Origin of the sequence: Caulobacter sp., from assembly GCF_965279145.1 — a bacterium.
Taxonomy (GTDB): domain Bacteria; phylum Pseudomonadota; class Alphaproteobacteria; order Caulobacterales; family Caulobacteraceae; genus Caulobacter.
On sequence record NZ_OZ257139.1, the window covers coordinates 2037875 to 2051097 of the forward strand.

A 13223-nucleotide genomic window follows, 5' to 3' on the forward strand; every position below is an offset into this window, starting at 1 on the left:
AAATCACCCCATTTTCGATGAGGCGCTCAGAAGTTGACCTTGAGGCCGACGCGGATCGAGCGCGGCTCGACGGGGTGGAAGTGAATGTCCTCGACGCCCGAGACGGGCTCGCCCGGCAGGCGCGAGGCGTAGACATAGGCGATGTCGTCCCCCCCGCTGTCGGTGAGATTGAGCGCCTCGACCATCACGCTGACGCGGTCCAGATCCTGGACGAAGAGGCCGTTGATCATGGCGGTAGGGCGCGAGCGAACCGAATTGTCCTGCGCCAGGGGGGCGGCGCCCAGGCGACGGTAGGTCAGCGACAGGGTCGAGGCCGCGCCCGGCTTCCAACTGACCCCGGCCGTCAGCACCGCGCCGACGGCGTTGGGAATGCGATCGCCTTCGGGAGGGGCTCCCGCGAACCGGGCCCGGGTGGCCGCATAGGAGGCCGTCAGGTTCAGGCGTGGGGTGACGCGCCAGTCGATCAGGGTCTCCAAGCCCACCCGCCGGGTCGCACCTGCCGCTTCGGTGAAGCCGGCGTCGCCGACATAGATCAGCTCGGAATCCACATTCAGCGCCCAGACGGATGCGGTCAGGTTCAGGCCGTGACCCCTCCACCGGGCGCCCAGTTCCGCACCTTCGGCGGGCGACAACAGCGGCGCGCGCTCTGCGGGCGCGCCGCTGACCGGATCGACGGTGATCACCGCGCCGCGCGCGTCGTTGGAATGGAAGCCGCGTCCCGCGTCGCCATAGAGCTCGAAGGTTTTTGAGATGCGCCAGGCGAGCGCCAGCTTGGGACTGAGCAGGGCATCGGTCACCTCGCCCGAATTGCGCCGATCACCCGCCGACACATCGGCGCCGAACGCGTCGGCGCGCAGACCCAGCGTGGCGTCGATGGGCCCGATCCGCCGGGCGGCCTCGCCCCAGAGCGCAGCGGACCACTCCGTCAGGCGGTCCTGGCGCACCGTCGCGCGGCGGACGCGGGCGGTTGTGCGATAGAGACCCACCTTGCCGATGTCGTCCAGGCGCGCCGACAGGCCTGTGCGAAACGTCCAGCCGCCGGGCTCGCCGGCCCAGCGCTTGGTCAATGATCCGCCATAGACCCAGCGCTGGTCGACCTGCTGGAACTGGTCGCCATTGGCCGGATCGTCGAGGAAATAAGTGAAGTTCGACCACAGATCGAGCCGGTAGCGCTGGACATAGACGACGGTGTCGAGACCGTGCAGCAGATCGCGTCGCCGCGCCGAGAGCATGTAGCGCGAGGTCTGGCCGCCGTCGGTGGTGTCCACGGCGTCGGGCCGGCCCAGGGTTCCGGACTCGACCGCGCGGCGGGGGATCTGGTCGGTGGCGTTCCAGCGGGCGTCATAGGCCAAGGCCGTGATCGACCAGCCGCTGATCAGCAGACGGCTCAGGATGTTGATCTTCCGTAGGTCCTCCGGCGTGGTCCAGGCTCCACGAGAGGTCGAGAGGTCGGCCGCGACGATGGCGTTGTCGCTCAGGCCCTTGGAGCCGACCAGGCGATAGGCCTGATTCTGGCCGAGCCACGCCTGCAGGCCGTCGCCGTGCAGATGGTCAGCCGTTTCGAAGGCCACCGCGCCGGCTGTGGCGAAGTCGCCATTTTCTGCGGCGTAGGGCCCTTTGCGAAAGCCGATGTCGTGCACGAACTCCGGCGTCAGCAGGTTGAGGTCCAGATAGCCCTGGCCGTGACCGTGAGACGGCAGGTTCAGCGGGACGCCGTCCAGGGAGGCGGCCAGATCCGTGCCATGGTCCAGATTGAAGCCGCGCAGAAAATACTGGTTGGCCTTGCCCGCGCCGGAATGCTGGGTCGCCGCAAGGCCCGGCACCGCCTCGATCAGTTCACCGGGGCGCAGCAGAGGCCGTATGGCGAAGTCGCTGTAGGACACGTGGCCTTCGCTGGCCGACATCGCCCGGCCCAGTTCGTTGGCCCGCTTGCCCCAGACGGAGACAGCCTCGACCTCCTGGGCGGCCGCCGGGTCGGCCAGCGCCAGCACGGCGGCCGCAGCAAGCCAGAGCGCTCGATGGGGAAAGGGCGTCATCGACCTCTTTGAGTTTCCGGAATTCCACAAGGTCTGGGTCCGACTTGCCGCTATTTCGGGTTACGGCGTGAACTACTTGAGACCGTGCCCGCGAACCAGAGGCCAGCCAGTTCGCCATTGGGCCCCTGGAGATACTCGCGGCGGAGAGCGCTGGGCCGTCAATCGCAGGTTGGCCATTTTATCTATCGCATGCGATATAGAATGTCGTCCCGAGCGCCAGCTTGGGTCCTGCGTCTTCGTTCCAGGGATCAAGATCTTGTCCAGACCCAAGGGCTCCCGCGACGGGGATCATGAGGCCAAGCGGCGAGACCTGCTGGCCAGGATGACTCTGCATATGGTCCGCCGCGACGGCGCGCGTCCCAGCCTGCGCGAACTGGCTGGCGCGGCGGGCGTGTCGGTGCCGACGCTCCGTCACTATTTCGGCGACCGGTCGCAGACGATCGACGCTGTTCTCGCCGAATGCCTGCGCCGGGGGCGTCCTGGCCTTGATGCCCAACGCAGCAGCGACAAGCCTTTCGCCCAATCCATCGCCGACTACGCCGCCGATCTTGTCCTGGCCCTGACAGCGCCCAAGACCGTGCGACTTGGCGACGTATTCGCCATCAGCCTGGCGGAAGGGTTCCTGGACCCCAGCCTGGGCTCAGCGACCCTGACGCACATCCTTGATCCCACGATCGAGGCTTTGCGGGTCCGGCTCGAGGAGCACGTCCAGCGTGGAGAGATGATCGCTACCGATCTGCGAGCCGCCGCCATGGTCCTGGTCTCGCCGCTATTGATGGCCTGCCTCCATCAGCAGCAGTTGCGCGGACATGTCACCAGTCCGCTTGAGATGCCCAGGCTGGTCGAAGACGTGGTGGCCGCCTTCGTGCGAGCCTACGCCACGCCAGCCGGACGGGACCATTCGGGGCAGTCGGCAAGCCTTGCGGCATAATCGCGCTTTTCTATATCTCAGTTGATATATAAAACTCTGCGGGATGCATACGTGTCGCGTGGAGATTTCGATGCCTTCAGTCCTGACGTCAGCCCTCGCCCCTCTGGCCAGCGCGCCCCCCGCCCGCCCGACACAGGCCCAGGCCGAGGATGCCGTTCGGCTGCTGATCGCCTGGGCCGGCGATGATCCGAACCGTGAAGGCTTGCTCGACACGCCCGCGCGCGTGGCACGCTCCTACGCCGAACTGTTCAGCGGCTATAACGAGGATCCGTGCACGCACCTGACGCGCACCTTCCAGGAGACTGGCGGCTATGACGACCTGATCGTGCTGTCGAACATCCGAGTGGTCAGCTGCTGCGAGCACCATATGCTGCCGGTCGTCGGCCGGGCCCATGTCGGCTACCTTCCCGGAAACCGTGTGGTGGGGATATCCAAACTGGCCCGCGTGGTGTCGGGCTTTTCGCGCCGGCTGCAGATCCAGGAGAAGCTGACAACCGACATCGCCAACGCGATCCAGGACAGCCTGGACCCTCGTGGGGTGGGCGTGGTGATCGAGGCCGAGCACAGCTGCATGACGTTACGGGGTGTGGATACGCCCGGCTCCATGCTGACCACCAGCCGCCTGCTGGGCCAGATGCGCGACGATCCCCAGATCCGTGAAGAGTTCCTGAGCCAGGTCCGTCAGGCGCGCGCCTAGTGGCCCTGGCGCCGGACATCAGGGGCATCGCGTGAACAGCCCGACCCTCGAGGCTCGCCCGGGCGCGCCAACCCTTCTGAGCGCCTTGGGCGCGCTCGGCGCGGCGCCCTTTTGGTTGCCTGTTCTGGCGGGGCTGGCGTGGCCGCGATGGCAGGCCGTCGCCGTCGACGCTCTGTCGGTTTACGCCGCCGTGATCCTGTCTTTTCTGGCTGGCGCGCGCATGGGTATGACCATCGTTCAGGACCGTCCGTCCTCCCTAACGCTTTGCCTTTCGATGGTTCCGCCGATCCTGGCCTGGGTCCTGGTGCTGGTTCCGTTCAACACCCCGGCCTTGAGGTTCGTCCTTCTGGCCCTGGCGCTGCTAGGCCACGCCGCGTGGGATTCCCGCGCCCGCGAGACGCCGCTCTGGTACCCCCGGCTGCGGTGGCCACTGACCCTCGCGGCGACGGCGGGGCTGCTGACGGGTGCGGTGGTGCTGCATGGCTGAGCCGGCGTCGATCGCGGTTGTCGTCGGCGTCGCCGGCGGACTGGGCGGCGCCCTGGCCAGGACGCTCGGCGCTCAGGGGCGATATGATCTTGTCGTGGGCCTCGCCCGGCGACGCCCCGCTGACTGGCCGAATAGCCCCGAATGGCCTTTCATCGAGACCGACATCCAGAATGAGGACGACCTTTTGGCTGCGGCCCAGGTCCTGCGCGCTCTCGGATCGCTCGACCGCGTAGTGGTCGCGACGGGGTTGCTGCATGGAGAGGGCGTCGCACCCGAAAAGACCATGCGGTCACTCGACGCCGCGACCCTGACCCGGCTCTTCGCCGTCAACGCCGTGGCCCCGGCCTTGATCGCCAAGCACCTGCTGCCTCTTACGCCGAAGGATCGGCCCAGCGTCTTCGCGGCGCTCTCGGCGCGCGTGGGCAGCATCTCCGACAACCGCCTGGGCGGATGGTACGGTTATCGCGCCTCCAAGGCGGCGCTGAACATGTTGATCGCCACCCTGGCCATTGAGCATCGACGCACGCGGCCGCTGGGCGTTTGCGTCGCGCTTCATCCGGGCACCGTCCTGACTGACCTGAGCGCGCCCTTCCGCAAAGGCGGGGCCGACGACACCTCCTTCATCCCCGCTCGCTCGGCGCAGGCCCTGGTAGAGCTGATGGATCGTCTTGGGGCTGATGATAATGGCGGGTTCTTCGCCTGGGACGGGAGCAGAATAGAATGGTGATCGCGCCATCGCGCGCCGGCCCCCGCCGTGTCGCGATCATCGGCGCAGGCCTGGCCGGCCTGGCCTGCGCCCAGCGCCTGACCCAGGCAGGCCTTTCGGTGAGACTGTTGGACAAGGGCCGCGGCCCGGGCGGCCGGATGTCGACCCGTCGGATCCAGACACCCTTGGGCGAGGCCTCCTTCGACCACGGAGCCACCGCCTTCACGGCGGAAGACCCCGCCTTCCGCGACTGCGTCGATGGATGGATCCTGGCGGGCCACGCGGCGCCTTGGCCGGAAGGCGGCGCGGAGGCCATCGTGGGTCTGCCGTCGATGAACGCGCCGATCAAGGCCCTCGCCGAGGGATTCGACATCGAATGGTCCGCCCAGGTCACCGGCCTCGCGCGCGAGGCGACGGGCTGGAGGCTTGATGTTTCGGGGCGCGGGGCCGGGTCCGAAGGTCCCTTCGACGCCGTCATCCTGGCTATCCCGCCCGAACAGGCCATGCCACTCCTGGCTCCTCACTCCTTCGACCTGGCCGTCTACGCCGCCATGGCGCGGTCGGAGGCCGTGTGGTCGGCCATGGTGGCGTTCGACGACCGACTCCCGATCAAGGCTTCAAGCCTTGGCGGTTGTGAGATCCTGGCCGCGGCGATCCGTGAGAACAGCAAGCCTGGCCGCTCGGGACCCGAGGCGTGGACCTTGCAGGCGACAAGCCAATGGTCCGGGCGAAACCTCGAGGCCAGCTCGACCGACGTCGCCGCAAGCCTGCTGGAGGCGCTGGAACAGCGCCTCGACAGGTCTCTGCCTGCGGTGCTGGCCCTGCAGGCGCATCGCTGGCGCTACGCGCGGCCGGCCCGGGCCACATCGGGGCCGATCTGGCGCGCGACCGTGGGTCTTGGCCTGTGCGGCGACTGGGTCGTGGGGCATGGTGTCGAAGCGGCGTGGCGTTCAGGCGTCCGCGTGGCGGACCGTGTCAGCGGTCTGGTCAGTTCGGCGTTGGAGCAGGTCGTTGAGGTTCATGCTGCCTCCTAAGAGCATGGCGATCGTGGGGGGGCGGGCGGACCGAGGGTGCTAAGAGTGACTCTCAGCTAGCTTGGCTGGAGGAACCTTGGGAGGGCGGATTTCCTTCTACACGGGATTTCAACCACACCCCGGGAGACAACCATGGTCGCCGCCGCCAAGTCCAAGACCGCCGCCGCCAAGACTCGCCGCACCCGCCGCACGGGCCGCAAGGACCCGTTGGCGATCACGCTCCTGAAGCAGGATCATCGCGAGGTCGAGGGCTGGTTTGACGAATACGAACAGCTCGAGGCTGACGCCGAAAAGCTGTCCCTGTTCAACAAGATCGCCCTGGCCCTGAAGGTTCACACCCAGATCGAGGAAGAAATCTTCTATCCGGAAGAGCGCGGTGAGATCGAGGACGACATGCTCGACGAGGCCTATGTCGAGCACGACGGGGCCAAGAAGCTGATTGCAGAGATCGAGGCGATGAAGCCGGGCGATGAGTATTACGACGCCAAGGTCAAGGTGCTGGGCGAATACATCAAGCATCACGTGAAGGAAGAGGAACAGCCCGGTGGTATCTTCGCCCAGGCCAAGAAGGGTGACGAGGACCTCGACGCCATGGGTGAGCGCTTGAAAGCGCGCAAGGAAGAACTGATGCGTGAACTGGGCGCCGACCAGGGGCACTGATGTCCGCAACCTGAGCCCCGGATCCGGTCTCGCCGCCAGCGCTCGACCATTCGGCCCCGAGTGGATGGCGGCGCGGACCGGATCCTAGGCTTGGCTGTGCGTTGCGATCCGCAGCGCGCGAACGGAGCGTTCCGCGATCGCGTCGAACAGCCGCTCACGCGAGACCCGGGGCGCCTCATCGGCCGAGCAGGCGAACCAGAGGGCCGAGGCGAAGCGGGAGATGAGGCCCGAATGCAACGCCAGCGGGCCGCCGGCCAAGCCGATCTGCGCCAGCATGTCACGCGTCGTGCCGCCATGCGAAAACCGGATGATCGCGCCCGCTCCGGCAAGGTCGGGTCTACGCACGGCCGCCAGGAACAGACGTCTGCGCAGCGGACTGGCGGGAGGGTCGTCGAGGACGTGGCGGGCGATGCCCTGGAACATGCGCTCCAAGGTTATGGGCTCCAACGCCGGTCCGTCGGCAAGCGTGGCCGCGTCGGTCAGCATCTGCACCTGCCCACGGATCGCGCCGGTCACCAGGTCTTCGATCGTACGAAAATGGTGCGTGACCGAGCCCGTGGTGACTCCGGCCTTACTGGCTACCGCCCGCTGGGTCAGCCCGGAGAAGCCGGAGGTCTCGACGATCTGGGCGGCGGCGATGGCGATACGCATGGCGGCCGGCGGGATCGAGGTCGACGATGGCGATCCCGCCGCTGTCAGGGCGGTCGGCAGCGCGCCGCTGTCGATCCTGTGCGGCGCGCCCAGATAGACCGCGCCGACATGGTCGGTCAGGTCCCGCAGGACCGCGCGCTCCAGTCCCGGCGACCAGGTCGAGAGATGGTACAGGGCCTCTGACTCGAAAGTCAGGTGCAGGAGACGACCGTCGATCTCGCTCAGTCCGAAGAGACCCGCGGCACTGATCCAGAAATCGCGCCATTGTCGCGTCCAGCCCGCGCACGGTTCCGCGCCCGCGCCGACGTTCAGGGCTTCCTGATAGAGCAGGGCCAGCGACCGCTCGTCGGTCGTCCATGCGATGATGACATGCTCGAGCGCGCGCGCGGCGCCATCGGCCGTCCGAGGCAAGGCCGCGATCTCGACGGTTCTGGCCTCCATCCATTGCGCCGTCTGCTCCGCGCCGCGCGCAAACGCGGAAGATAACAATCGTTCTATATTGCCAAAGTTGTAGTTGATCGCGCTGGGCGCGACTTCCGCCGCCGCCGCGATCGCGCGGGCCGACGCCTCGGCCGCGCCCTGATCCGAAATCAGCGCCGCGGCCGCCTGGATCAATCGGTTCGCGGGTCGATCCTGCTCTTTGAAAATCGATGCGGTGTCGGACGGTAAGGGCAATGGACCAGCAAGCGAACAACGAATGGGGCGCGGATCATCTGCGGCTGGCCCGCTTCGCGCAAGCCCGGGCTTCGTGAAGTCGAGACCTTCACGAACATGAAACATAACATTCGTTCTAAGTTCACGCGCCGCGCTTAGCACCCACCCCCGACGCCGACGGCTCGTCGGACCATCAGAGGGGTGTGGGTATGGAACAACGTCTTGATCGGATCGCGCTGCGCGCGGCCCTGCTGGCCGGCGGCGCGGCCTTGGCCCTTGCTGGCCATGCCTGGGCCATGGAAGCCCCCGCCGTCTCTCCGGCCGAAGGGGATCGCGTCGGTCTCGAGGAGATCGTGGTCACCGCCCAGAAGCGCAAGACCAACCTGCAGGACACCCCGATCGCGATCTCGGCCATGGACAGCGATGCGCTCAAGGCCCGCCACGTCCAGTCGATCGATGATCTGGGCGATGGATCGATCCCGTCGCTGCGGGTTGCGCCATTCTTCGCGCGCAAGTCGGCCCTGACGATTGGCATGCGCGGCGTCGGATCGTCGGGCGACGCCAACCAGCCGGCCCGCGACCAGGCCGTCGGCGTCTATATCAACGGCGTCTATCTGGGCCGCGCCCAGGGCCTGGGCTCGGCGCTGTATGACGTCGAGCGCATCGAGGTGCTGAAGGGGCCGCAGGGCACGCTGTTTGGCCGCAACACCGAGGGCGGCGCGATCAGCATCGTCACCAAGGCGCCGACCGGTGTCTTTGGCGCCAGCACCACGCTGGGCTATGGCAACTACGGCGCCTACAAGGCCGAGACCCACATCGATCTGCCGGCCGTCAACGCCGTCAGCGTCAAGATCGACGCACTGCTGAGCAAGCGCGACGGCACTGTCGAAAACCCGACCACTTCTGGCCAGCCGGATTTCAACGGCTACGACAAGCGCGGCTTCCAGGTGGAAGCGCTGTGGAAGCCGACCGACAAGGTCAGCGTCGGATACGCCTTCGACGACGCCTATGACGCCACCACGCCCTACTATGTGCAACTGGTCAGCAAGGGCGCCCTGGCCCTGGCGCCGGCGTCGCCGCTCCAGCCCGGGCGAGCCGAGCACGCCAATATCGGCGTACCGCTGCGTCAGAGCGAAGGCTTCACCTTCGGCCACCGCCTGAACCTGAACTGGACGCTGTCGGACAATCTGGAGCTGAGATCGATCAGCTCTTATCGCAAGCTCAAGCAGGGCCAGTACGACAACGGGGCGGTCGCCCTGTCGGTGTTCGCGCCGAACGGCAATTTCGCCCGCTACAGCATCGCCAACTTCCATCAGAAGCAATACAGCCAGGAATTCCAGGCCATCGGCCACACCGATCGTGTGGAATACGTCCTGGGCGCCTTCTATTTCCACGAGAAGGTCGACGACAGCGCCCAGACGCCCAATACACTGCAATGGAACGCCACGGGCACGGCCTATACGACGCTGTCGTTGAACCTTAACGCCGTGCCTTTCGACCGCGCCAGCGAGGCGGACACCACCAGCTACGGCGTGTTCGGCCAGGCCGTGTGGACGCCCGCGATCCTCGACGACGCCCTGCACCTGACGGTCGGCGGCCGCCTGACCAAGGACCAGAAGACCGGTTCGCTGAACACCGTCAACGGCGCGACGCCCAGCTATGTCGACGCCAACAAGGTCACGATCGTCGGCGCCATCCCTCTGGACGAGTCGTGGAGCCGGTTCGATCCGCTGGTCACCGTGGCCTATACGCTGGCCCCGAATGTCAACGTCTATGGCCGCTGGAGCACCGGCTACAAGGCCGGCGGGGCCAACTCGCGCTCGCTCACCTATCGCGCCTTCGATCCGGAGACGGTGTCGATGTACGAGGTGGGCGCCAAGAGCGAGTTCTGGGATCGCCGCGCCCGCCTTAACCTCGCGGCCTATAGCGGCGACATCAAGGACGCCCAAGTCGACTTCAACGTCCTGATCGTCAACAACAACCGCGGCACGCTGGAGACGACCAACGCCGCCACGGGCAAGACCAAGGGCCTGGAAGCCGACTTCACCCTGGCGCCGGTGGAAGGCCTGACCCTGACGGCGGGCTACGCCTACACCAAAGTCACGCTGTCCAAGGCGTTCAATCCGTTCACCAACGCCATGGCGACGATCTATCCGATCTATACGCCCGAGAACGCCTACAGCTTCGCGGCGGACTATCAGCGCCCGGCCTTCGGAGCCACGCTGAAGGCCCACCTGGACGCGGCCTACGCCGACGCCCAGCACACCTCTACCACCGACCCGACCTATGGCGACGACTCCCTGATCGTCAACGGTCGGCTGGCTCTGACCGATATCCGCGCCACCGAGGACGGACCCGCCCTGCAGCTGTCGCTGTGGTCGCGCAACCTGCTCAACGAGTCCCACGCCTTCCTGAAGAACACCAACGCCGCCCTCGGGACCTACGCGATCTTCAACGAGCCGCGTACCTACGGCGTCGAGCTGAACGTCAAATTCTAACCCAAGGGTCAAAGGGTCGGACGGGCTGTCCCGTTCGGCCCGGGGACCTCGTCCAGGATTTAGGGAGCAAGCTCATGGATCGTCGTAGTTTCCTGGCGGCCACGGCCGCCAATACCGCCCTGGCCTTCGCGCCGTCGGCCTTCGCCGCCCAAGGCTCCAGGGGCGAGGCCCTGGAAGGCCAGGCCAATCGCATTCCCGGCAAGGGTGTTGAACTGTCGTGGAACGCCAGGTCCGCCCGGACCACGATCTACGTCTCATCCGACCCGGACGCGTCCCGTCGCGCCATGCGCCAGGTGAAGGCCGGCGTGACCGGGGGGCGGGTCGCGGTTTCGGCGGAGATCGCGCCGCGGCCCTACTACCTGCTGGCGGCCAACGGCCGCGAGACGCGGGTGGCCGAGCGTCTGCTGCCGCTGGAGGGCGGACGCAATTTCCGCGACCTGGGCGGCTATCGTGTCGCCGACGGCCGCCAGGTGCGCTGGGGGCGGATCTATCGCTCCGGCGTGATGAGCGGCCTGACGGCGGGCGACATGGACTATCTGTCGAAGCTGGGCGTGAAGGTCATTTGCGACCTGCGCAGTCCGCAGGAGCGACAGGGCGAACCCAACCCGTTCATCAAGGCGAAGCATCCCGAGGTTGTGGCGTTCGACTACGACATGGGCAGTTCGCTCGGGCAACTGGCTCAAGCCACCACGCGCGAGCAGGCCATCGACGTCTTCGCCGCCGCCTATGTCCAGTTTCTCGACATGCTGACGCCGCACTATACCGACCTCTTCGCGCGTCTGGCGGAAGGCCAGGCCCCCCTGGCGCTGAACTGCAGCGCGGGCAAGGACCGCACGGGCATGGGCTCGGCCCTGATCCTGTCGGTGCTGGGCGCGCCGCGCGAGACCATCCTGGCCGACTACGCCCTGACCCAGGTCTACACGCCGCCCTCGTTCTACAGGAAGCAGATGGCCGAGGCCGGCAAGGCTCCGAGCGCCGGAATGACGGCTCAGCAGACCCAGGCCTTCGCACGGATGCCCTCCGAGGTGCTGGACGTCATCATGGGTTCGGACCCCGAGGTGATGCGCAAGGCTCTGGTCGAGATCGATCGCAAGTTCGGTGGGCCGATCGCTCTGGCCAAGTCGCGCTTCGGGCTCAGCGACGCCAGGATCGCCTCTATGCGTCGCGCCTATCTGATCTGATGGCGGCGGTCAGGCTCGCCGGCTCCTTGGCGGGCTTGGGCCGACGCAGGTCGTCGTTGGAAGGGCGCGCGGTCGGATAGTCTGGCGTTTGCCGCCCGATGAGGTCTGCAATCGAAGTGTTGCAATTGGTCACTAGGGCCTAGCTATGCAAATGCCTGTTCCGTCCGCCCCCGCCCGTCTGCATTCCCGCGTCATGACGCTCCTCCTGCTCGGCCTGATAGCGGCGCCGCTGTCGTCGGCTGACGCCCATCCGGGTCATGCCATCCGGCCCGTGGCCCCCGAGGCGAGGTCCAGACATCCGGCAAATCCCCGGGATCGTCGCTGGCTGGCCGGCGACCACCACGTCCACAGCTGGTTCAGCGTCGGGGTCAAGGCGGCCGCCGATCCGTCCCAGCCGCCGATACTGATCAAGGCCGGGGACGCCAGTAATCCGATCACGACCAATGCCAGCATGGCGGCCAGGCATGGGCTGTCCTGGATGGTCGCGACAGATCATGGCGGCCCCAACCATTCGAAACTGAACCGGAACGAGGCCTATCCCGAGCTTCTCCGGGCCCGGCGCGCGACGCCTTCCGTTTTGCAGTTCTGGGGCATGGAACTGGACACGCCGGCGGCCGAGCATTCCAGCCTGATCCTTCCCCGGTCCGCCTCGGAACGGGAGGTGCTGTTTGGCGTCGAGAGCCGGTTCAACCGGCGCGAGCCGTGGCCCGCCGACCCCGCGCGCGACCAGGAGGCCTTCATGCTGGAAGCGCTTCGTCACATGCGGGCCCTGCCCCAGCCGCCGGTGGTCATCGCCAACCATCCGTCTCGTTCCGCGACGGATGTGGGCCGCTATGGCCTGGTTTCGCCATCGGAGCTGCGCGCCTGGAACGATACGGCGCCCGGCGTCGCGGTGGGGATGGAAGGCGCGCCCGGACATCAGGCCTCGACGCTGAAGCCGGATGGCTCCGCCGATCCCAAGGGCGATCGGGGCGGCTATTCGCGAGCCCCGACCATGGGCGGCTTCGACCAGATGACGGCGCGGCTGGGCGGATTCTGGGACTCCATGCTGGGCGAAGGGCGTCGCTGGTGGATCACCTCGACCTCGGACTCTCACCGACACTACACCGACGGCGGCAGCGACTTCTGGCCCGGTGAATATTCCAAGACCTATGTGAAGGCCGAGCACACCTATGACGATGTGCTGGACGGCCTGCGCAATGGTCGGGTTTTCGTGACCCTGGGCGATCTGGTCTCCGAGGTGGAGGTGACCGCCATGACGGCCGATGGCGCGCGTCGGGCGGACATCGGCGGGCGCCTGGACGTCGCGGCCGGCAGCGACGTCACCGTCGTCATCCGCGTTCGCGATCCGGCCGGCAAGAATTTCGGCGGACGCTCGCCCGATGTCTCGCGGATCGACCTTATCCAGGGCGACGTCATGGGACCTGCGGCGGACCCTCATCTCGATTCAAATCCGACGACTCGCATTGTCAGGAGCTTCGCGCCCGGGGCCTGGGTTCGCGAGGGCGAGCGCCTGTCCATGACCTATGTGCTGAAGGATGTGCGGGGGCCCAGCTATATTCGCGTGAGGGGCACGAACGGTTCGGAACTCGAGCCCCAGCCGGATCCACTGGGCGAGGATCCCTGGTCTGACCTGTGGTTCTACGCCAACCCCGTCTTCATCTCCGTGCGGTGATCGAGGTCAGCGC

11 protein-coding genes are annotated in these 13223 nt (G+C 67.0%); 9 read left to right on the forward strand and 2 right to left on the reverse strand.

Going from position 1 to position 13223, the window contains the following annotated elements:
- Positions 1-26: 26 nt before the first annotated feature.
- Positions 27-2036 (reverse strand): TonB-dependent receptor, encoded by a 2010-nt coding sequence (locus tag ACQY9P_RS09495; RefSeq protein ID WP_421739504.1) that lies wholly within the window; start codon positions 2034-2036, stop codon positions 27-29.
- A 256-nt stretch (positions 2037-2292) separates the two neighbouring features.
- On the opposite strand from ACQY9P_RS09495, the gene ACQY9P_RS09500 reads away from it, so the two are divergent.
- The 6 genes from ACQY9P_RS09500 to ACQY9P_RS09525 all read left to right on the forward strand — a co-directional run bounded on the left by ACQY9P_RS09500 (position 2293) and on the right by ACQY9P_RS09525 (position 6551).
- Complete coding sequence (locus ACQY9P_RS09500) at positions 2293-2967, forward strand: TetR/AcrR family transcriptional regulator (RefSeq protein WP_421739503.1); 675 nt, start codon at positions 2293-2295, stop codon at positions 2965-2967.
- 70 nt (positions 2968-3037) lie between these two features.
- Positions 3038-3664, forward strand: a complete 627-nt coding sequence (gene folE / locus ACQY9P_RS09505) for a GTP cyclohydrolase I FolE (RefSeq protein WP_421739502.1) — start codon at positions 3038-3040, stop codon at positions 3662-3664.
- Positions 3665-3695: 31 nt separating this feature from the next.
- The gene (locus tag ACQY9P_RS09510; protein WP_421739501.1) at positions 3696-4151 is read left to right on the forward strand and encodes a DUF3429 domain-containing protein; all 456 of its coding nucleotides are present in this window, start codon (positions 3696-3698) and stop codon (positions 4149-4151) included.
- Positions 4144-4878, forward strand: a complete 735-nt coding sequence (locus tag ACQY9P_RS09515; protein WP_421739500.1) for an SDR family NAD(P)-dependent oxidoreductase — start codon at positions 4144-4146, stop codon at positions 4876-4878. Before ACQY9P_RS09510 ends, ACQY9P_RS09515 begins: the two co-directional genes overlap by 8 nt.
- On the forward strand, positions 4872-5891 hold the full coding sequence (locus ACQY9P_RS09520; RefSeq protein ID WP_421739499.1) for an NAD(P)/FAD-dependent oxidoreductase: 1020 nt from the start codon (positions 4872-4874) through the stop codon (positions 5889-5891). Before ACQY9P_RS09515 ends, ACQY9P_RS09520 begins: the two co-directional genes overlap by 7 nt.
- Before the next feature lie 132 nt (positions 5892-6023).
- The gene (locus ACQY9P_RS09525) at positions 6024-6551 is read left to right on the forward strand and encodes a hemerythrin domain-containing protein (protein ID WP_421739498.1); all 528 of its coding nucleotides are present in this window, start codon (positions 6024-6026) and stop codon (positions 6549-6551) included.
- 84 nt (positions 6552-6635) lie between these two features.
- On the opposite strand, the gene ACQY9P_RS09530 is transcribed toward ACQY9P_RS09525, so the two are convergent.
- Positions 6636-7817 (reverse strand): TetR/AcrR family transcriptional regulator, encoded by a 1182-nt coding sequence (locus ACQY9P_RS09530; protein WP_421739497.1) that lies wholly within the window; start codon positions 7815-7817, stop codon positions 6636-6638.
- Positions 7818-8065: 248 nt separating this feature from the next.
- On the opposite strand from ACQY9P_RS09530, the gene ACQY9P_RS09535 reads away from it, so the two are divergent.
- The 3 genes from ACQY9P_RS09535 (at position 8066) to ACQY9P_RS09545 (ending at position 13210) form a co-directional block, all read left to right on the forward strand.
- A complete protein-coding gene (locus ACQY9P_RS09535; protein ID WP_421739496.1) occupies positions 8066-10354 on the forward strand; it encodes a TonB-dependent receptor in 2289 nt (762 codons plus the stop codon).
- A gap of 74 nt (positions 10355-10428) precedes the next feature.
- Complete coding sequence (locus ACQY9P_RS09540; protein ID WP_421739495.1) at positions 10429-11535, forward strand: tyrosine-protein phosphatase; 1107 nt, start codon at positions 10429-10431, stop codon at positions 11533-11535.
- Positions 11536-11728: 193 nt separating this feature from the next.
- Positions 11729-13210, forward strand: a complete 1482-nt coding sequence (locus ACQY9P_RS09545; protein ID WP_421739494.1) for a phosphoesterase — start codon at positions 11729-11731, stop codon at positions 13208-13210.
- Positions 13211-13223: the final 13 nt, after the last annotated feature.

Bases quoted from the DNA above. Each gene is read 5' to 3' on its own strand.
- ACQY9P_RS09495 (WP_421739504.1), bottom strand. From the start codon at position 2,036: ATGACGCCCTTTCCCCATCGAGCGCTCTGGCTTGCTGCGGCCGCCGTG.
- folE (WP_421739502.1), top strand. From the start codon at position 3,038: ATGCCTTCAGTCCTGACGTCAGCCCTCGCCCCTCTGGCCAGCGCGCCC.
- ACQY9P_RS09515 (WP_421739500.1), top strand. From the start codon at position 4,144: ATGGCTGAGCCGGCGTCGATCGCGGTTGTCGTCGGCGTCGCCGGCGGA.
- ACQY9P_RS09520 (WP_421739499.1), top strand. From the start codon at position 4,872: ATGGTGATCGCGCCATCGCGCGCCGGCCCCCGCCGTGTCGCGATCATC.
- ACQY9P_RS09525 (WP_421739498.1), top strand. From the start codon at position 6,024: ATGGTCGCCGCCGCCAAGTCCAAGACCGCCGCCGCCAAGACTCGCCGC.
- ACQY9P_RS09535 (WP_421739496.1), top strand. From the start codon at position 8,066: ATGGAACAACGTCTTGATCGGATCGCGCTGCGCGCGGCCCTGCTGGCC.
- ACQY9P_RS09540 (WP_421739495.1), top strand. From the start codon at position 10,429: ATGGATCGTCGTAGTTTCCTGGCGGCCACGGCCGCCAATACCGCCCTG.
- ACQY9P_RS09545 (WP_421739494.1), top strand. From the start codon at position 11,729: ATGACGCTCCTCCTGCTCGGCCTGATAGCGGCGCCGCTGTCGTCGGCT.